Below are 19,802 nucleotides of genomic sequence, written 5' to 3'. Positions count from 1 at the left end.
CCAAGCGAGCAGAGAATCGTGCACGTGGCCGGGCAGAGCGTAAGGCTAAGCGCCAGACATTCTAGCCATAAATTCTTTTTATGGACGATATAGAAAAATTATATTTTAAAGACCAGTGAAACTATGATAGACTAGGATTACTGGTCTATTTTATTGTTATTTCCCACTTAGCTATTATAGGTTTAAAGATTACCTATTCTTGATGCCAAATAGTTTTCATCTGGGCCAAATTATGATAGAATAATGCATTATCGAGAAAGAGAAGTAATTGAAATGTTTACAACTTATATCCTAGCTGCAAACTGGTATGAAGAGCTTTTGAAGCTCCTTCCAGACGGCAAATTATTTAGTTTACGGGCTGTTTTTGATGCCATTCCAGCGATTCTGAAAACCTTGCCTGTCACACTTTTGTTGACGCTGGGTGGGGCATTTTTCGGCATCATCTTGGCCATGATTTTCGCAGTGGTTAAGATTAACCGCACAAGAATTTTGTATCCTATTCAGGCTCTTTTTGTGAGCTTCCTTCGTGGGACACCCCTTTTGGTTCAGCTCATGCTGACCTATTTTGGGATTCCGCTCCTGCTGAAAGCTATCAATCAAAAATATGGGACAGCTTTTAATATCAATACCATCCCTGCCTCAGTCTTTGCCATTATCGCCTTTGCCTTTAATGAAGCGGCCTATGCCAGCGAGACGATTCGGGCAGCCATTCTTTCGGTAGATCCGGGTGAGATCGAAGCAGCTCGTAGTCTGGGAATGACCAATCGCCAAGTCTATCTGCGGGTCATCATTCCAAATGCAGCAGTTGTGGCAACACCGACTCTGATCAACTCCCTTATTGGCTTGACCAAAGGAACATCTCTGGCCTTTAGTGCGGGCGTCGTAGAAGTCTTTGCCAAGGCTCAGGCTATCGGTGGGTCGGATTATCGTTATTTTGAGCGCTTCATTTCCGTTTCCATTATTTACTGGATTGTCAATATCGTGATTGAGCAAATCGGTCGTGCGATTGAAAAGGCTATGGATATCAAGGCGCCAGCCAATCTGGACAAAATGGAGCAAGCGCAAGGAGGTAGGATTTGATGATTAAAATTTCCCAGTTAAGTAAGGAATTTTCTGGCCAAAAGGTCTTGGATAACCTGAGTTTGGAAATTCAAAAAGGCGAAGTCATTGCTCTAATAGGCTCCTCAGGTGCTGGTAAATCAACCTTCCTGCGCAGCCTTAATTATCTGGAGCAACCAGACAGCGGAAGGATTGAAATTGATAACTTCAAGGTGGATTTTTCAACTATTTCACCAGATGAGATTTTGACGCTACGTCGAAAACTGGCCATGGTTTTTCAACAGTTCAATTTATTTTCCCGTCGGACAGCTCTGGAAAATGTCAAGGAAGGTTTGCTGGTAGTTAAAAATTTGTCTGACCAAGAAGCGACTAAAATCGCCAAGGAAGAGTTGGCAAAGGTGGGTCTGTCTGATCGTGAGAATCATTATCCCAAGCATTTATCAGGCGGTCAAAAACAGCGGGTGGCTTTAGCGCGGGCCTTGGCCATGAAGCCAGATGTTCTTTTGCTAGATGAGCCGACCTCAGCCCTTGACCCAGAGCTAGTCGGTGAGGTAGAGAAATCCATTGCTGACGCTGCCAAAGCAGGACAAACCATGATTCTGGTCAGCCATGATATCTCTTTTGTTTCTCAGGTAGCAGATCGAGTACTTTTCTTGGATAAGGGACATATTATCGAGTCAGGTAGTCCAGAGGAGATTATCAATCATCCCAAGGAAGCTAGAACCAAAGAATTCTTTGCTAGTTACAAACGGACTTATATTTGATATAATAGAAAAAGTGAAAGCTCAGTTGGCTAGACCAGCTGGGTTTGTTTTCGACTAAAACCTTTTTAAGGCAACTGATTATTGAGGAGCTGACATGTTAATTAAGATTTTTTCTCTCTATATCCAAAGTCTCATTTATACGACGATTCTGGTAGGACTTGCCGATGGTTTGTGGCTTTTATTGCAGAGACTCAGTCGCAAGGATCGGACGCTTGCGGTAGGTCAAAGCCAAATTTACGATCTTCTTTTGATTACAATTATGACGATTCCAATTTTGTCTTTTGCGATTTTTGGCTTACTGGTTGTTCTCAAAGCTTAAATACTTGTAAAAGATGCGCTAGTTTGTTAGAATAACAGTAGTTACAACAAAGAGAAAGGGAAAAGATGATGTACGATACAATGATTATTGGAGCTGGTCCTGCGGGAATGACAGCAGCCCTCTATGCAGCTAGAAGCAACTTAAAAGTGGCCTTGCTTGAACGCGGTATTTACGGCGGCCAGATGAATAATACTGCGGAGATTGAAAATTATCCCGGTTATGCTCGTATCAGCGGACCAGAGCTAGCTGAAAAGATGTTTGAGCCCCTAGAGAATCTAGGCGTAGAGCATTTGTTTGGTCAAGTTGAAAAAATTGAAGACCATGGCGACTTTAAGAAAATCATTACTGAGGATGAGGTCTTTGAAACCAAGACAGTGATTTTGGCTCCTGGCGCCAACCATCGTCATCTAGGAGTTCCTGGAGAGGAAGAATACAATAGCCGCGGCGTTTCCTACTGTGCGGTCTGCGATGGTGCTTTTTTCCGTGATGAAGATCTCTTAGTGGTCGGAGGCGGCGATTCTGCCGTTGAGGAAGCGATTTTCCTCACGCGCTTTGCAAAGTCTGTGACCATTGTTCACCGTCGTGACCAACTGCGGGCGCAGCAGCTCTTGCAGGAGCGGGCCTTTGCCAATGAAAAAATCAGCTTTATTTGGGATTCCGTCGTAAAAGAAATCAAAGGGGACGATCGCAGGGTAACTAGTGTCGTTTTTGAAAATGTAAAAACGGGGCAAATCAGCGAGTCAGACTTTGGCGGCGTCTTTATTTATGTCGGCCTAGATCCTGTTAGCGACTTTGTCAAAGATCTGGGTATTTGCGATGAAGCTGGCTGGATTGTGACGGATCAACATATGAAAACAGCTATTGACGGCATTTATGCTATTGGTGATGTCCGTCAGAAAGACCTACGCCAAATCACCACAGCCGTTGGAGACGGAGCAGTAGCAGGCCAAGAAGTTTATAAATACATTACTGAGCATTAAAGAGGAAGAGGATGGGAATAAGATCAAAAAATGATTCATTTTTGGTCTGTCCCAGCTCTTTTTCATTTTTGTTTACGAATGAAATAATAGAAAGAATAGGTTTCAAATCAGTTTCGGATTAAACGAGACAAATTTGTTACCAATTTGTAATAATTATCCTATTATGCTACAATAGAGGTGTGCAACTCTAAAAAGGATGGAGAAAGCGTATGAAAACAAAAGGATTAGTTTATTTAGCTAGTACAGCTATTTTATTAGCAGCCAGTGCTAATAGTGTTTTTGCTGACGAGACAAATCAAGTAGCAAATGATAGACAGCAAACGGAGCCTTCAGTTGCTGTGACCAATCGAGATGCTTCTAAACAGGCAGAACTAGCTGACAAGGCTTCAGAAGTAGATTCTGAAACAAAGAAAGATAGTGGTGCATCTGAAGCTTCTTTAGGTAAAGATGAAAAAGTCGCTTCAGCTCCCTCTGAAAAGGATGGCAACTCGTCGCTTGAACTGCCTAAAGACAATTTAGCATCACTTTCTTCTGAAAATATTTCTTCAGGGAGATCTTCATTCAGATCTGTGACAGCTGCTTCTGATAAGCCACAAGAGGCAGAAACAAAGCCAGAATCTGAGCCAAAAGTGAGAGTTTCTCGTGCAGTTGATGACAAGCCTCAAGGCACTATCAATATTACAAATGTGGATCCAAATGCTGGTACCTTCGATGTGCATGTAACCAACATTTCATCCCCTAAGCCCATCAAAAAAGTCGCCCTACCAACTTGGTCCAGCGTGAATGGTCAGGATGATATTATCTGGTACGATGCTAAACGACAAGTGGATGGTACTTATAAAATCAGCATTTCAGCTCGTGACCATAAGTATTCCACAGGTGAGTACAATATCCATCTCTACTATCTGCTGGAAGACAATCAGCTAGTCGGTGTAGGCGGTACTACAACAACTGTTACGACTGGTAAACCGCAAGGAAAAATTGATATTGTTAATAACAATCCAGACACAGGCAGTTTCGATGTTGTTGTCTCAGGTGTTTCTAATCCTTATGGTGTGAAAAAAGTTGTTGTCCCTGTTTGGTCTAGTGTCAATGGTCAAGATGACTTAGTCTGGTATGAAGCGCAGCGCCGGACCAATGGCAATTACACTGTTACAGTCAAAGCTTCCCACCACAAGAACTCTCTAGGTGAGTATAATATTCATCTCTATTATGTTCAGGATAACGGCCAGTTGGTCGGTGTAGGTGGTACAAGGACTGTGGTTTCTAAGGCTCAGCCTAAAGGGACACTAAAAATTGAAAACAATAATCCAGATACAGGTAGTTTCGATGTTGTCGTTTCTGGTGTTTCCAGTCCTTATGGTGTCAAGGAAGTTAAATTACCGACCTGGTCCACCGACAAAGGGCAAGATGACCTAATCTGGTACACAGCAGTCAAGCAGGCTGATGGTACTTATCGAGCAACCGTCAAAGCAGTAAATCATAAGAAATCAACAGGCGAATACAATGTTCATCTTTACTACATTCAAGATGACGGTCAGCTGGTTGGTGTAGGTGGCACTCGAACAACAGTTAGTGTATCTCAACCTAAAGGAACCTTGAAAATTGAAAACAACGATCCAGCTACTGGTAGCTTTGATGTCGTTGTCTCTAACGTTTCTAATCCTTTTGGTGTCAAGGAAGTCAAACTGCCGACTTGGTCTAACGATAAAGGTCAAGATGACCTAGTCTGGCACACAGCAATCAAGCAGGCCGATGGCACCTATAGGGCTCGCATCCAGGCTCGCGATCATAAGAATTCTTTGGGAGACTACACTGTTCACCTTTACTATATTCAAGATGACGGCCAATTAGTCGGTGTAGCAGGCACCCAGTTCAGCCTAGCAGCCAAGCCTAAAGGAACCTTGAAAATTGAGAACAACAACCCAGATACGGGTAGCTTCGATGTTGTTGTGTCTGATGTTGTCAGTCCTTTTGGTGTCAAGAGCGTGCATCTTCCGATTTGGTCTAGTGATAAAGGCCAAGATGATATTGTTTGGTATACAGCGACTAAGCAGTCCGATGGCACCTACAGGGCTAGCATTCAAGCTCGTAATCATAAAATGTCCACTGGTGAGTATCATATCCACCTCTACTATCTTCAAGATAATGGCCAGATGATTGGGGTTAGTGGTACAACAACTACAGTTTCTGTTGCTAAACCAAAGGGAACTCTTACGATTGCCAATAACAATGCAACAACAGGGAGTTTTGATGTTGTCGTGAGCGGAGTGAGCAGTCCAGAGGGAGTTCGTGAAGTGCTTTTGCCGACTTGGTCTAGCACCAATGGTCAGGACGATATTATCTGGTATCGAGCAGTCAAGCAGTCTGATGGTACCTACAAGATGAATATTAAGGCGAGCGACCATAAATATTCTACAGGTGAGTACAATGTCCATCTTTATTATGTAGGGAATAATGGCCAGTTGGTCGGAGTTGGAGGAACCAAGACGACCGTATCTCTAGGAACTCCCAAAGGTAAGTTGACTATCCAGAATAATAATCAACAGACAGGTACCTTTGAAGTGGTGGTTTCTGAAGTTGAGAATGCTTATGGTGTTAAGGAAGTCAAATTGCCAACTTGGTCAAGTGCTAACGGTCAGGACGACATTATTTGGTACACAGCAGTCAAGCAAGTCGATGGTACTTACAAGGCACAGGTCAATCTACGTGACCACAAGTATTCTACAGGTGAATACAATATCCATCTCTACTATGTTCAGAATGATGGCCGTATGGTCGGGGTTGGAGGCACGAAGACAACAGCAAATGTAGCTTTAGAACACATTAAGCCAACGGGACAAATCACCATTAAAAATAATAATCCTCGATTAGGCACGTTCGAAGTTGTAGTAACGAATGTTTATAGTCCAAAAGGAGTCAAGGAAGTCAAATTGCCAACTTGGTCTAGTGTCAATGGTCAGGATGACATTGTTTGGTATCGGGCTCAAAGGCAAGCCGATGGTAGTTATAAAGCCTTGGTACGCACTTCTAGCCATAAATATTCTACGGGAGAATACAATATTCACCTCTACTATGTTCAAAATGATGGTAGTTTGGTAGGCGTTGGTGGAACGACTACAACAGTCAACAGAGGAGTTTATGACACACCATATTATTCACAACGTGATCCTAGATGGGCTGGTTTATATTATGGGAAATATAATTTAGCAGCTTCTGGCTGTGTTCCTACTACATTAGCAATGACTATTTCTGGTATTACAGGTCAAACTGTTTTACCAACAACCGTAGCGGACTACCTTTATCATCATACAGACTCCTTTAACAAAAATGGTCTATTTGGAACATCAAGTAAGGGGATTGTCCAAGGGGCACAGAACTGGGGACTGACAACAGACGTCTTGCATTCATCAGCAGCGCTTAAAGAAGCTTTGGCAGCAGGTCATCATGTCATGGCGGCTGTTGGTAGCAGTGTCTTTGCCAGCCATTTTGTTACCCATGAGATAGTCTTAAGAGGCTATCAAAATGGTCAAACCCAGGTCTATGATCCCTATAATGCTAATAATAACGGTTGGTATTCAGTGGATTATATCTTTGGTTCAAAGAGCGGAGCGCCTGAAGATAATACAGAAGGTTCACCGTTTATCTCTGTGAGAGCTTAGATTACAGCTGGTCACAAAACAATTTATATGTGACTTTTGCACATTTTAATGAGCTAGCAGTACCTACATTCAGGAGGTTGGGACAAAAGAGTCCCAGCCTCTTTTTTATGGCTAGCTTGTAAATATCATGCAAGAAAAAACTCATAGAGCCTCAACTAGTGTAAGCTGAAAGTCACTAGACAACCAGCTTCACTAGGAGATTCTATGAGTTTTTATCGTCTTATCATATTGGAAGATGAATTGCGTCTTCATCTTAATATTTTCAAAAGCGTCAGTTGCAACTTATGCCTTAACCACACTTCCCCAATAATATTTCCATCTTGTTTTTTCAAGGTATTTTTTGAATGCGATCAATTCATCGGACTTATTCTTGAGCACCTCGTCACATACAAAAGGATACAACTTAAATGCCAAATAACTAATTTGGTCCCCCTTCTGTAGTCCTTTGGCACTACTTAGGAGCTCTTCCCGTAGCTTTGAGCTAATGACGATACTATCGTTATTATAGATCCTATCAATCTGTTGGTAGTATTCATCTCTCTTCTTGCGATTTTTAATAAAAAGCATAACCAAGACCTCCTCACAACTTTAAATATATAATTGGCCAGGTAAAAACAAGAAAACTAGAAAGTGGAGCTCACAATCCTTGAATAGTATCATCCCAAAATGGGTCACAATAGTATTGTCCCAGCAGATTTGTAGGGTTTTCTGTACTTCATAAGGTAGGAGCGAACATTCATTCTTAGGTCATTATAGCAAATATTTTTTTGAATATCAATTTTAAGTGTATAATCGCTGCCAAAATTTTGACAATAGGAGCGATAGACCTATAGTGTTTAAGGAGAACAATTTGCTGGTCATTCGCTGCTATCAAAAGCTGGGCTTCAGTGAATATAAACGAACGAAAAAATCATTTTTAGACCCGCAAAAAGACGTTAAAGAATTGATCTGGATGGAGTGGATTGCGGATTAGGACAGTGCTTCGCTCAATGGCTTGAAGTTTGTTTACTAAGCGCTAGTTTCTGCTTCTGCAATTTGCATTTTAAAAAATTCTCTTTTAGTGGTATAATAAGGGTAATATCTTAGAGAAAAGAGTTCATTTATGACAAATTATGCCGTTATTTTGGCTGCGGGTAAGGGTACTCGCATGAAATCAGATTTACCAAAGGTCTTGCACAAGGTGGCAGGAATTTCCATGCTAGAGCACGTTTTCCGCAGTGTCAGTGCGATTGAGCCTGAGAAGACTGTTACTGTTATTGGGCACAAGGCAGAGCTGGTCGAGCAAGTCTTGGCAGATCAGACCGAGTTTGTCCGTCAGACCGAGCAGCTGGGAACAGGCCATGCGGTCATGATGGCTGAGCCTGTTTTAGAAAATCTAACTGGTCAAACCTTAGTCATTGCTGGCGATACTCCCCTGATTACGGGAGAAAGCCTGAAAAACCTGATTGATTTTCATATCAATCACAAGAATGTTGCGACAATCCTGACTGCTGAAGCGGACAATCCTTTTGGCTATGGCCGGATCGTGCGCAATCAGCACGGAGAAGTCATCAAGATCGTTGAGCAAAAAGATGCTTCTGACTTTGAGCAGCAAATCAAGGAAATCAATACAGGGACTTATGTCTTTGACAATGCCCGTCTCTTTGAGGCTCTCAAAAATATCAATACCAACAACGCGCAGGGAGAATACTATATCACAGATGTGATTGGCATTTTCCGTGAAAATGGGGAAAAAGTTGGTGCTTATACGCTGAAAGACTTTGACGAAAGCCTCGGTGTCAACGACCGCGTGGCTTTGGCAACAGCTGAAAGCATTATGCGCCGCCGGATTAACCAGCAGCACATGATTAACGGTGTCAGCTTTGTCAATCCAGATGCGACCTATATCGATGTGGATGTGGAAATTGCGCCTGAGGTTCAAATCGAAGCCAATGTGACTCTGAAAGGTCACACCAAGATTGGGGCAGAGACGATCCTGACCAATGGGACTTATATTGTAGATTCAGAAATTGGTCAGCGAGCTGTTATCACCAGCTCTATGATTGAAGAATCTATCGTTGCAGATGGAGTGACGGTCGGGCCTTACGCTCACATTCGTCCAGGTTCTAGTCTGGCCAAGGATGTCCATGTCGGCAACTTTGTAGAAGTTAAGGGTTCTTCTATCGGTGAAAATACTAAGGCTGGACATCTAACCTACATCGGGAATGCTGAGGTTGGCGCTAATGTCAACTTTGGTGCGGGAACAATTACGGTCAATTATGATGGTCAGAAGAAGTACAAGACTATCATTGGCGATAATGTCTTTGTTGGTTCCAACTCGACCATTATTGCCCCAGTTGAGCTGGGTGACAATTCACTGGTCGGTGCGGGTTCTACGATTACGAAGGATGTGCCAGCAGATGCTATCGCTCTGGGACGTGGCCGTCAGATTAACAAGGAAGATTATGCTAAGCGTCTTCCTCATCATCCTCAAAATAAGTAGGTTCAGCCATGGAATTTGAAGAAAAAACCGTCCAACGGACGGAGATTTATCAGGGGCCGATTTTTAAAGTGGTTCAGGATCAGGTAGAGCTGCCAGAAGGGAAAGGCCAGGCCCAACGGGATTTGATTTTTCATAATGGCGCGGTGGCTGTGATTGCTATCACACCAGAAAATAAGATGATTTTAGTCAAGCAGTACCGTAAGGCGATTGAAGCGACTTCATACGAGATTCCAGCTGGGAAGTTGGAGCTAGGAGAGAATGCAGATCCGCAAGCGGCTGCCCTCCGAGAATTAGAAGAAGAGACGGGCTATACTGGGCAGTTAGAGTTGGTCTATGATTTCTACTCTGCCATTGGTTTTTGCAATGAAAAAATCAAGCTCTACAGCGCCAGTTATTTGACAAAGGTCGAAAACCCTCGTCCCCAAGACGAGGATGAAACATTGGAACTTTTTGAAGTCAGTCTAGAGGAGGCACATCAGTTGCTGCAAAACGGTGACATCTGCGATGCCAAGACCATCATGGCTCTTCAGTACTGGCAACAAAAAAATCTGAATAAATAGGAACGTAGATCAATGGGAAAAGCTTTATTAACAGATGAAATCATTGAGCGGGCCAATCGTGGAGAACATATTGATGGTCCCTTGCTGATGGACGATGAAGAAACTAAGGTCATTTCTATTGCTAGAAAAGGAACTTTCGGCTATGCTGCTCCACGGCAAGCTGTCAATCAGGATACTTTGCAGATTGAAGTTGAACCGACAGTTATCAAAAGTCGTCGAATCGAAAATCAAAAACGAAGTATTTTTCAGGCTAAGTTAAACAAAATCCTGTTCTGGATTGTGCTTCTTTTGATTGGATTAATTGCGGCCATTATTTGGCTATGATAAAGAAGGGGAGTGACGGAAACGAGAAAATGAAACTCTGCTTCCTCTCCCTCTTTTTAATGTAAAAAGGAAAGAATAAATCATGAAAATCGGAATTATCGCAGCTATGCCTGAGGAGTTGAAGCTGTTGGTAGAGCATCTGGAGATGGCTGAGAAACACCAGCGCCTAGGGCATGTTTACCATACTGGTCGGATTGGCCATCATGAGGTTGTCCTGGTGGAAAGTGGAATCGGCAAAGTCATGTCAGCCATGAGTGTGGCTGTTTTAGCCAATGATTTTGAGGTGACGGCGGTCATCAATACGGGTTCCGCTGGAGCAGTGGCTTCGAGCTTGGAAATCGGAGATGTAGTAGTGGCAGATCGTTTGGTCTACCATGATGTGGATGTGACAGCCTTTGGCTATGATTATGGTCAAATGGCACGGCAACCCCTCTACTATGAAGCCAGTCGCTACTTAGTTGAGGAGATGAAAGCAGTGCTGAAAAAGACCCAGCAGACGAGCCAAGTTGGCTTGATTGCGACAGGAGATAGCTTTATCGCTGGGCAGGACAAGATTGACCAAATTAAGGAGCATTTTCCTGATGTTTTGGCAGTAGAGATGGAGGGAGCAGCCATTGCTCAAGCCGCGCATTCTCTTGGCTTACCTTTTATGGTCATCCGCGCAATGAGCGATACAGCCAGCCATGATGCCAATATCACTTTTGATGAATTTATCCTAGAAGCAGGTAAGCGCTCAGCTGAAACCCTCATTCAATTATTGAATAACTTAGAGTAAAAAAGACTTCAGAATGCTTGTACATTCTGAAGTCTTTTTGTATAGGATTAATTTATTTGACGATAGGCTGTTTGTTAGAGTCTAAGGTAAAGCCTTCTCCTAAGATTTCATGGGCTTCTGTAATGGTTGTAAAGGCAAACGGATCGATGTCATTGATGAGTTTCTTCATTTGCTGCATTTCGTTACGAGAGACAACGCAATAAACGATTTGCAAATCTTTCTTGCTATAGAAGCCCTGTCCTTGCAGATAGGTGACCCCTCTTCCAAGTTTTTCATTGATAGCTTCAGCTAGTTCTATTGGTTTGCTGGTGACAATCAGGAAGCCTTTGCCAGCGAAGCCACCCTCAGCAATCAAGTCAATAACACGAGAGGTAATAAAGACAAACATGAGTGTATAAGAAACCATGCGTAGATCTTTAAAGACTAAAAGAACCAGAGAAATAACGATGAAGTCCACTGTCAGCATGAGGCGGCCCATGGAGATGCTGGTATATTTATTGAAGATACGAGCTACAATATCGGTACCACCAGTCGTCCCTCCGGCATTGAAAATGATGCCTAGGCCAACTCCAAGAATAATTCCCGTTCCAAGGCAGGCTAGTAAGACATCGCCATCCAAGGAAGAGAAGAAATAGTCTTGTAAATGTTTGGAAGCAGGTAGCAACTCGAATAGTTTCAGCCAAGCTGATACAGAGAAAGTCCCTAAGATACTAAGGTAAAGGGTGCGATTTCCCAGTAATTTCCAAGCGAGAATAAAGAGTGGAATATTGATGACCAAATTGGTGGTTGATACAGGAATCTTGAAGAGGTAGTAGACAATCAAGGTTATCCCCGTTGCTCCGCCTTCATACAAGTGAAAAGGAATCACCAAATAATGAATCCCAAAAGAAAAAATTCCAGCCCCCAGAATGATGGCCAGTATATTTTTAAATTTAAACATCAGACTCTCCTAAGAATTTTCTGACTCTATTTTATCAAAAGTTTTCATTTTTGAAAATAATATGAAATATTTTTCGAGAAATTCTTCTATGGGCTTTTGGGATAATTTTTGGTACAATAAAGCATAGACTAAAATAGGAATTTCTGTATCCATTGGCAGAATGAATGTAAAAGGAAAACGATGAAAAAAGGTGTTTTTATATCGCTAGAAGGGCCAGAAGGTGCTGGGAAAACCAGTGTTTTAGAGGCTTTGCTTCCTCAGCTGAAAGAGATGGGCTGTGAGTTGCTGACGACGAGAGAGCCTGGCGGTGTGGCTATTTCTGAAAAAATCCGCGAGGTGATCCTAGATAAGAGCCATACACAAATGGACTCTAAGACGGAGTTGTTGCTTTATATTGCTAGCCGACGTCAGCATCTGGCGGAGAAGGTTCTGCCTGCTTTGGAGCAAGGGACATGGGTCTTGCAAGATCGGTTTATTGATAGCTCGGTGGCTTATCAAGGCTATGGACGGGGCTTGGCAGTTGACGATGTGGAATGGCTTAACCAGTTTGCGACTGATGGACTCAAGCCAGATTTGACCCTTTATTTCGATATTGATGTCAAGGAAGGTCTGGCTCGCATTGCTAGAGACCAAGAGCGCGAAGTCAATCGTTTGGATCTGGAAGGTCTCGACCTGCATGAGCGCGTGCGTCAAGGCTATCTGGCTATTTTAGAAAAGGAACCAGAACGTGTCGTCAAGATAGATGCTAGTCAGCCACTGGAGCAAGTCGTGGCCGACAGTTTGGCAGTTATCAAAGAACGTTTGATTAAAGAAAAATGACAGTAGAAGATTTACGTCAGGCCCAGCCTCAGCTTACAGAAACTTTTCAGCAAATCTTGGAATCAGGGCGTCTCAATCATGCTTATTTATTTTCGGGGAATTTTTCTAGTTTTACCATGGCTTTGACCTTGTCCCAGAGTCTCTTTTGTGAGAACCGTCAGGGAGTTTGGCCCTGCGGTACTTGCCGAGCTTGTCGCTTGATTGAGAGTGAGGATTTCTCAGATGTGACGGTTTTGCGGCCGGTGAATGGCATTATTAAAACGGAGCGCATTCGTGAGTTAGTGAGAAATTTCTCCCAGAGCGGTATGGAAGGCAACAGACAGGTCTTTATCATCTGTGATGCAGATAAGATGCACGTCAATGCCGCTAATTCCCTCCTCAAAGTCATCGAAGAGCCCCAGAGTGAGATTTACATCTTTCTTTTGACAGCTGATGAGCATCTGATCTTGCCCACCATCAAGAGCCGAGCGCAGATTTTCCACTTTCGGAAGAATCAGGCAGCTCTCCAGCACCAGCTGGAAGAGGCTGGTTTAATCAAAAGTCAGGCTGAGTTACTGGCTGCTTATAGCCAGACCCAGGAAGAAGCCGATCAGTTGGCTTCCAACAAGTCTTTCTTTGAGCTGGTCAGTGAGAGTCAGCGATTTGTCAAGGCTGCCCTGACCAATGAGAATCGGGCTTATCTCCAAGTGGCCAAGCTAGCTAAACTGGCTGATGACAAGGATAAACAGGAGCAGATCTTTAAAATCTTGGAAGTCTTGCTGGCCAAGGAACTTGGAAACGAGGCAGGTCGCAAGAAACTGGAGGATCTCTTAGAAGCAAAGAAGATGTGGCGAGCCAATGTGTCTTTTCAAAATGCTCTGGAATACATGATTTTAAAAGCCAGTGCCCAAGCAAGATAGGAGCAGACAATGAATAAAAAAGAACTATTTGATGCCTTGGATGATTTTTCTCAGACGCTTTTAGTAACCCTTGCCGAGGTAGAGGCCATCAAGAAAAATCTCAAGAGTGTCGTTGAGGAAAATATCGTCCTCCAGCTAGAAAATGACAAGCTGAGAGAGCGACTAGGTGAGGTAGAGCAAGCAGCACCGGTTAAAATCAATAAAAATCGGGACAATCTCCGCAAACTGTACTACGATGGCTTTCATGTGTGCACGGATTTCTATGGTCAGCGCCGAGAAAACGATGCAGAGTGCATGTTCTGCGATGAGTTGTTATTCAGGGAGTAGAAATGCAGATTCAAAAGAGTTTTAAGGGACAGTCGCCCTACGGTAAACTGTATTTGGTAGCGACTCCCATTGGAAATATGGACGACATGAGCATTCGCATGGTCAATACCCTCAAGGAAGTGGATGTCATTGCGGCTGAAGATACCAGAAATACGGGTCTTCTGCTCAAACACTTTGGGATTGAGACGCGGCAGATCAGCTTTCATGAGCACAATGCTCAGGAAAAGATACCGGTCTTGCTGGACTTGCTCAAGTCAGGTCAAAATCTAGCCCAGGTTTCCGATGCAGGCTTGCCTAGTATTTCGGATCCGGGTCATGATTTGGTCAAGGCGGCTATTGCTGAGGACATTGCTGTGGTGACGGTTCCGGGCCCCAGCGCCGGGATTTCCGCTCTGATTGCCAGTGGTTTAGCGCCTCAGCCTCATATTTTTTATGGTTTCTTGCCTCGTAAGTCTGGGCAGCAGAAGGAATTTTTCCAGAGTAAAAAGGCTTATCCAGAGACACAGATCTTTTACGAATCTCCCCACAGGGTCAAGGCTACGCTGGAAAATATGCTGGAAGTTTACGGCGACCGCTCGGTGGTCTTGGTTCGGGAATTAACCAAAATTTATGAAGAATACCAACGAGGAAGGATTTCTGAGTTGATAGACTATCTGGCGGAAAATTCCCTCAAGGGCGAGTGCCTCCTGATTGTGGCTGGTGCAAGTCTGGAGAAGGAAGACAAAGCGGATGCGGATCTCTTGGCTGAAATTGATAGCTTGGTCCAATCCGGTAGTAAGAAAAATCAGGCTATTAAAGAAGTGGCCAAAAAATACGGGCGTAATAAAAGCCAACTCTATGCCCTTTATCATGAAGAAGACAGAAACTAGTCCTATTCGACTAGTTTTTTATTAAAAATCCTCCTTTTGTTCGGGAATTTCCCCAAAAGAAAAATATCTTTGAAAGAATTATAGAAATTTTCTGAACATTGTGATATGATAGACAAAATACATTTTTGGAGGTAGGATATGACCATTTACAATTTTTCTGCTGGACCGGCAGTATTGCCCAAGGAAGTCTTGAAAAAAGCTCAGGCCGAGTTTTTAGACTATGCCCAAAGCGGCATGAGCGTGATGGAGCTATCCCACCGATCCAAAGAATTTGACGACATTATCAAAGAAGCGGAGAGCTTGCTGCGTGAGCTCATGGCTATTCCAGACAATTACCGCGTGCTATTTCTGCAGGGGGGAGCTTCTATCCAGTTTAGTATGATTCCGCTCAATCTCGCTAAGGGCGGCAAGGCCTACTACCTAGTAGCTGGATCTTGGGGCAAGAAAGCCTATACAGAAGCAGTTAAGCTGTCTAAGACCGTGCCTTTTGAACCTATTCTCTTGGCTTCGTCAGAGGACTTGAACTATGCGGAAATTCCTTCTTTTGATGAAAAGGAGCTTGATCCGCATGCGGCTTATGTGCATCTGACCACCAATAATACTATCGAAGGAACGTCTATCTACGACCTGCCAGCGACCAATGGTGTGCCGATTGTGGCGGATATGTCTTCTAATATCCTGGCTGCTCAATACCGAGTAGAGGATTTCGGTCTGATTTATGCTGGGGCTCAGAAGAATATCGGACCTGCTGGCGTGACAGTGGTCATCATTCGTGAGGATTTGCTCAATGATGAGCCCGTTCTGTCTAGTATGCTGGACTACCGTATTCAGGCGGACAATGACTCTCTTTACAATACACCACCGACTTTCGCCATCTACATGGCCAAGCTGGTCTTTGAGTGGGTCAAGGAGCTGGGAGGCGTAGCAGAAATGGAAAAGCGCAATTGTGAAAAATCTGGCCTTTTGTACGACTTCATTGAGCAGTCAGACTTTTACCGCAGTCCAGTCCGTTACAAGGAGCAGCGCTCTGTGGCCAATATTCCCTTTGTGTCTCCTAGCCCAGAGCTGGATGCCAAGTTTAACAAAGAGGCTGCTGCGGCAGGCTTCAAGAATATCAAGGGGCACCGCAGCGTGGGCGGCATGAGAGCTAGTCTCTACAATGCCTTTCCGCTCCAAGGTGTCAAGGACTTGATTGCCTTTATGCAGAAATTTGAAGAAGAAAATTCTTAAGAGAGGGAAGCTATGGTCTTTAGTGTCAAAACATTTAACAATATCAATCAAATCGGGCTCAAGGAGCTGGGCAATGCTTTTCAGATTGACGGAGACAAGTCTGACAATCCTGATGCTTATATCCTGCGCAGTCAAAACCTGCATGGACAGGAATTTCCAAGTAATCTAAAAGCCATTGCAAGGGCAGGCGCAGGAACCAATAATATTCCTGTTGACCAAGCAACAGCTCAGGGAATCGTGGTCTTCAATACGCCTGGAGCCAATGCCAACGCGGTGAAAGAAGCTGTCTTGGCTTCCATTCTTCTGTCTGCGCGTGACTATATCGCAGCTAACAGTTGGGCTAATGGTCTTTCTGGTGATGATGTTCCCAAGCAAGTGGAAGCTGGCAAAAAGCAGTTTGCGGGTACAGAAATTGCAGAGAAGACTTTGGGAGTCATTGGGCTTGGAGCAATCGGTGGCCGCATTGCCAACGATGCCTATCGTCTGGGGATGAATGTCCTTGGCTATGATCCTTATGTATCCATTGAAACAGCTTGGAATATCTCTAGCCATGTCAAGCGGGTAGCGGACATTAAGGAAATCTTTGAGAAGAGTGATTATATCACTATCCACGTCCCTCTGACTGAGGATACACGCGCTACTTTTGATCAGGCTGCTTTTGGTCTTATGCAAAAGGGAACAACCCTTATCAACTTTGCCCGTGGAGAGCTGGTGGACAATGCTGCCCTTTTTGAAGCTTTGGAAACAGGTGTTATCAAGCGATATATCACAGACTTTGGTGTGGAAGAGCTACTCCGTCATCCGCAGATTACAGTCTTTCCTCATTTGGGTGGCTCGACAGAGGAAGCTGAGCTCAACTGTGCCATTATGGCTGGGAAAACCATTCGCCGCTTCATGGAAACGGGGGAGATTATCAACTCAGTGAATTTCCCTAATGTCCGTCAAGCACTCTCAGCCCCTTATCGCATTACCCTGATTAACAAAAATGTACCGAATATTGTGGCTCGGATTTCAACAGCGGTCAGTGATTTGAATATCAATATTGACAATATCATCAATCGTTCCAAGGCTGATTATGCTTATACTTTGCTGGATCTGGATGAGTCAGACGAAAGCAAGATTCAGGAGCTGGTTGATAAATTTGAGAATAGCGATAATATTGTGCGCGTGCGTTTAATTAAGAAATAACAAAAAAATACGGCTTACATAAAAGTGATTTATATGCTAAATATCATAAGTAAAATATCATAGGAGTTATTATGTTTATTATTGATTTAACTTATAAAAAAGACCTAGTAGAAGTTGAAAAATATTTACCAGAGCATATTTCTTTTTTAGATAAATATTATGCATCTGGCCATTTTATCGCATCAGGACGGAAGAATCCTCGGATTGGTGGGATTATTTTAGTGAATACAGATAGTAAAGAAACTGTTCAAAAGATTATTTCAGAAGATCCTTTTTATATTCAAGAGATTGCAGCATATACTTTCACCGAGTTTTATCCGACAAAGTATTCGCAGCACTTCAAGAAAATATTGGATGAGGGTGATGTCTTGTAGAGGAAGCATTTGCTTTCTTTAACAGTAAGCATAGAAATTTCAAGCTATTTTGGAATTTTAGACCACAAAGGCTAGAGATAAATAAGAATTGAGGTAAGTATGTTACAATTTATCGAATACCCAAAATGCTCTACCTGCCGTAAGGCCAAGGCTGAGCTCGATCAATTAGGAGTGGAGTTTGAAGCGGTGGATATTGTCAAAGAAACGCCTAGCCAAGAGCAACTTTTGCAATGGATGGCCAATTCTGATTTGGAAATCAAGTCTTTCTTTAATACCAGTGGTATCAAGTACCGAGAATTGGGGCTCAAGGATAAGGTCCCTCAGTTTTCTGCTGAGGAGGCAGCCGCACTCTTGGCGACCGACGGCATGCTGATTAAGCGACCACTGCTAGTCCAAGATGATCGGATTGTGCAAGTTGGCTATCGGACCGAATACAAGGCATTAAACCTGTAATCAAAGATGGGAAATTTCCTGTCTTTTTATATTTTGCTGAAACAATTGAATTTGGCTAATCCATAGAGGTGCAGTATTTGATATGATTTTTAAGAAAGTCCCAATCAAAATCCTATAAAAGTTTTCCTTTTTATGAGAAAATAGAGGAGAAGATTGGAGGGATGTTTATGGCGGAAATTTATCTAGCAGGCGGTTGTTTCTGGGGCTTGGAGGAATATTTTTCTCGGATTGAAGGCGTTGAGGAGACGACAGTAGGCTATGCCAATGGACAAGTAGAGTCCACTAACTACCAGCTTATTCACCAGACGGACCATGCGGAGACGGTGCACTTGATTTATAATGAAGATAAAATCAGCTTGCGAGAAATTTTGCTCTACTATTTCCGAGTCATTGACCCCCTGTCTATCAACAAACAGGGTAATGATATTGGCCGTCAGTATCGAACAGGTGTTTACTATGTCCGTGAGGAAGATCGCGCCACTATCGAGCAGGTTTTTGCTGAACAGGAGGAGCAATTAGGACAAAAGTTGGCTGTAGAGCTAGAGCCCTTGCGCCATTATATCTTGGCCGAGGATTATCATCAGGATTATCTCAAGAAAAATCCGACGGGTTATTGCCATATCAATGTCAAGGATGCTGAGCAGCCTTTGGTCGATGCGGGCCATTATCCTAAGCCTAGCCAGCAGCAACTCAAAGCAGTGCTAAGTGAGGAGCAGTATCAGGTGACCCAGCAGAGCGCAACGGAGCGCCCTTTCCATAATGCTTACAACGCGACTTTTGAGGCAGGGATTTATGTTGATGTGACAACTGGCGAACCACTCTTTTTTGCGGCTGACAAGTTTGAATCTGGTTGTGGCTGGCCTAGTTTTGCTCGTCCTATCGCTCGCGAAGTTATCAAATATTATCAAGATTTGAGTCATGGCATGGAGCGAATTGAAGTACGGAGTCGCTCGGGAAATGCCCATCTGGGCCACGTCTTTACCGACGGTCCGCAGGAGTTAGGTGGCCTGCGCTATTGCATCAACTCAGCAGCTCTGCGCTTCATTCCTAGAGAGCAAATGGAAGAGGAAGGCTACGGCTACCTGCTATCCTATATGGACTAATACTCACTTTTGTCGCTTGTCAACCTTTTCAAAATCTAGCTAAACTAGCCAGAAATAATCAGCCAATTTCCTCTTTTCTAACGCTCCAAGCATTTATATATGTAAATACCATAGAAAAGTGTATAATGGTTAGGAAAAGATAAATGTTATGGAAGGAATGCAAAATGGAGAAATTGGATATTACTACAATGTCTGATTATAAAAAGGTAGAAGCTGTTATTCAATTACTAATTGATGGAGTTTTGACCAGCTATCGTGTGGCGACAGATGCCAACATCAGCAAAATGAGCATCTTGACACTGGTCAAAGGTAGCAGCAAGATTAAGAATATTACTTATCAAACGGCTATTGCTCTGATTAATTGGTATGAAGAAAATCATGAAAAATATGGTATTACTATTCAATAAGTAGCCGATTTTACTGGGAAATATATATAACTGGAATTCTATGAGTGCTTGCTTGTGGGATTCTTTTACTGAAGGAAAGAATGACCTTTCCATTATTGCAGGAAAGGCAAAAATTTCATATAATGGAAATAAGAAAAATGAGCGTAGGAATGTCTGCTGGTTGTAGCAGCCCGCTAAATTTTTTATAAGGAGAACTCAATGTCACAATTATCTGTTAATGCCATTCGCTTTTTAGGAATTGACGCGATTGAAAAGTCTAAGTCAGGTC

22 protein-coding genes are annotated in these 19,802 nt (G+C 43.2%); 20 read left to right on the top strand and 2 right to left on the bottom strand.

Going from position 1 to position 19,802, the window contains the following annotated elements:
• Positions 1-273 precede the first annotated feature (273 nt).
• From Q0191_RS03050 to Q0191_RS03030, 5 genes are all read left to right on the top strand, one after another.
• Positions 274-1,080 carry an amino acid ABC transporter permease gene (locus Q0191_RS03050; protein WP_297663719.1) on the top strand — a complete coding sequence of 269 codons (807 nt, stop codon included), beginning with the start codon at positions 274-276 and terminating at the stop codon, positions 1,078-1,080.
• On the top strand, positions 1,080-1,823 hold the full coding sequence (locus Q0191_RS03045) for an amino acid ABC transporter ATP-binding protein (protein ID WP_015605309.1): 744 nt from the start codon (positions 1,080-1,082) through the stop codon (positions 1,821-1,823). The genes Q0191_RS03050 and Q0191_RS03045 overlap by 1 nt, the downstream gene beginning before the upstream one ends.
• 94 nt (positions 1,824-1,917) lie before the next feature.
• Entirely contained in the window at positions 1,918-2,142 is a 225-nt protein-coding gene (locus Q0191_RS03040; protein WP_297663717.1) for a DUF4059 family protein, read from the top strand.
• Positions 2,143-2,210: 68 nt separating this feature from the next.
• On the top strand, positions 2,211-3,122 hold the full coding sequence (gene trxB, locus Q0191_RS03035) for a thioredoxin-disulfide reductase (RefSeq protein WP_297663721.1): 912 nt from the start codon (positions 2,211-2,213) through the stop codon (positions 3,120-3,122).
• 209 nt (positions 3,123-3,331) lie between these two features.
• The gene (locus Q0191_RS03030) at positions 3,332-6,784 is read left to right on the top strand and encodes a GBS Bsp-like repeat-containing protein (RefSeq protein WP_297663715.1); all 3,453 of its coding nucleotides are present in this window, start codon (positions 3,332-3,334) and stop codon (positions 6,782-6,784) included.
• 282 nt (positions 6,785-7,066) lie between these two features.
• On the opposite strand, the gene Q0191_RS03025 is transcribed toward Q0191_RS03030, so the two are convergent.
• Positions 7,067-7,351, bottom strand: coding sequence for a bacteriocin immunity protein (locus Q0191_RS03025; protein ID WP_297663713.1), 285 nt, complete (start codon positions 7,349-7,351; stop codon positions 7,067-7,069).
• A 265-nt stretch (positions 7,352-7,616) separates the two neighbouring features.
• Here Q0191_RS03025 and Q0191_RS03020 point away from each other — a divergent pair, with 265 nt between their 5' ends.
• From Q0191_RS03020 to Q0191_RS03000, 5 genes are all read left to right on the top strand, one after another.
• The gene (locus Q0191_RS03020) at positions 7,617-7,757 is read left to right on the top strand and encodes a hypothetical protein (RefSeq protein ID WP_297663711.1); all 141 of its coding nucleotides are present in this window, start codon (positions 7,617-7,619) and stop codon (positions 7,755-7,757) included.
• 129 nt (positions 7,758-7,886) lie between these two features.
• Positions 7,887-9,266, top strand: a complete 1,380-nt coding sequence (gene glmU / locus Q0191_RS03015) for a bifunctional UDP-N-acetylglucosamine diphosphorylase/glucosamine-1-phosphate N-acetyltransferase GlmU (protein WP_297663710.1) — start codon at positions 7,887-7,889, stop codon at positions 9,264-9,266.
• Positions 9,267-9,274: 8 nt separating this feature from the next.
• Positions 9,275-9,826, top strand: a complete 552-nt coding sequence (locus tag Q0191_RS03010) for an NUDIX hydrolase (RefSeq protein WP_223337129.1) — start codon at positions 9,275-9,277, stop codon at positions 9,824-9,826.
• A 12-nt stretch (positions 9,827-9,838) separates the two neighbouring features.
• Positions 9,839-10,150, top strand: coding sequence for a cell wall synthase accessory phosphoprotein MacP (gene macP, locus Q0191_RS03005; RefSeq protein WP_045500835.1), 312 nt, complete (start codon positions 9,839-9,841; stop codon positions 10,148-10,150).
• Between the two features lie 82 nt (positions 10,151-10,232).
• Positions 10,233-10,925 carry a 5'-methylthioadenosine/adenosylhomocysteine nucleosidase gene (locus Q0191_RS03000; protein ID WP_297663706.1) on the top strand — a complete coding sequence of 231 codons (693 nt, stop codon included), beginning with the start codon at positions 10,233-10,235 and terminating at the stop codon, positions 10,923-10,925.
• A 52-nt stretch (positions 10,926-10,977) separates the two neighbouring features.
• Here the strand turns inward: Q0191_RS03000 and Q0191_RS02995 are convergent, their stop codons facing one another.
• Complete coding sequence (locus Q0191_RS02995) at positions 10,978-11,865, bottom strand: YitT family protein (protein WP_149555976.1); 888 nt, start codon at positions 11,863-11,865, stop codon at positions 10,978-10,980.
• A gap of 180 nt (positions 11,866-12,045) precedes the next feature.
• Here Q0191_RS02995 and tmk point away from each other — a divergent pair, with 180 nt between their 5' ends.
• The 10 genes from tmk (at position 12,046) to Q0191_RS02945 (ending at position 19,534) form a co-directional block, all read left to right on the top strand.
• Entirely contained in the window at positions 12,046-12,684 is a 639-nt protein-coding gene (tmk, locus tag Q0191_RS02990) for a dTMP kinase (protein WP_297663702.1), read from the top strand.
• Positions 12,681-13,583 (top strand): DNA polymerase III subunit delta', encoded by a 903-nt coding sequence (locus Q0191_RS02985; protein ID WP_297663700.1) that lies wholly within the window; start codon positions 12,681-12,683, stop codon positions 13,581-13,583. The genes tmk and Q0191_RS02985 overlap by 4 nt, the downstream gene beginning before the upstream one ends.
• A gap of 9 nt (positions 13,584-13,592) precedes the next feature.
• The gene (yabA, locus tag Q0191_RS02980) at positions 13,593-13,910 is read left to right on the top strand and encodes a DNA replication initiation control protein YabA (protein WP_005591852.1); all 318 of its coding nucleotides are present in this window, start codon (positions 13,593-13,595) and stop codon (positions 13,908-13,910) included.
• Between the two features lie 2 nt (positions 13,911-13,912).
• Entirely contained in the window at positions 13,913-14,779 is an 867-nt protein-coding gene (rsmI, locus tag Q0191_RS02975) for a 16S rRNA (cytidine(1402)-2'-O)-methyltransferase (protein ID WP_297663698.1), read from the top strand.
• 138 nt (positions 14,780-14,917) lie between these two features.
• Entirely contained in the window at positions 14,918-16,009 is a 1,092-nt protein-coding gene (serC, locus tag Q0191_RS02970; RefSeq protein WP_297663697.1) for a 3-phosphoserine/phosphohydroxythreonine transaminase, read from the top strand.
• 12 nt (positions 16,010-16,021) lie between these two features.
• Positions 16,022-17,197, top strand: coding sequence for a 3-phosphoglycerate dehydrogenase family protein (locus Q0191_RS02965; RefSeq protein WP_297663695.1), 1,176 nt, complete (start codon positions 16,022-16,024; stop codon positions 17,195-17,197).
• Positions 17,198-17,268: 71 nt separating this feature from the next.
• Positions 17,269-17,571 carry a YciI family protein gene (locus Q0191_RS02960; RefSeq protein WP_297663693.1) on the top strand — a complete coding sequence of 101 codons (303 nt, stop codon included), beginning with the start codon at positions 17,269-17,271 and terminating at the stop codon, positions 17,569-17,571.
• A 99-nt stretch (positions 17,572-17,670) separates the two neighbouring features.
• Positions 17,671-18,024: an arsenate reductase family protein gene (locus Q0191_RS02955; RefSeq protein ID WP_297663691.1), complete on the top strand. Its 354-nt coding sequence runs from the start codon at positions 17,671-17,673 to the stop codon at positions 18,022-18,024.
• A gap of 167 nt (positions 18,025-18,191) precedes the next feature.
• Positions 18,192-19,127, top strand: coding sequence for a peptide-methionine (R)-S-oxide reductase MsrB (msrB, locus tag Q0191_RS02950; RefSeq protein WP_297663689.1), 936 nt, complete (start codon positions 18,192-18,194; stop codon positions 19,125-19,127).
• Between the two features lie 164 nt (positions 19,128-19,291).
• The gene (locus Q0191_RS02945; RefSeq protein ID WP_005592291.1) at positions 19,292-19,534 is read left to right on the top strand and encodes a hypothetical protein; all 243 of its coding nucleotides are present in this window, start codon (positions 19,292-19,294) and stop codon (positions 19,532-19,534) included.
• The last annotated feature ends 268 nt before the right edge of the window (positions 19,535-19,802 follow it).

The organism is uncultured Streptococcus sp. (genome assembly GCF_938036805.1).
Taxonomy (GTDB): Bacteria; Bacillota; Bacilli; order Lactobacillales; family Streptococcaceae; genus Streptococcus.
This window is presented reverse-complemented; position numbering and strand designations above follow the sequence as displayed.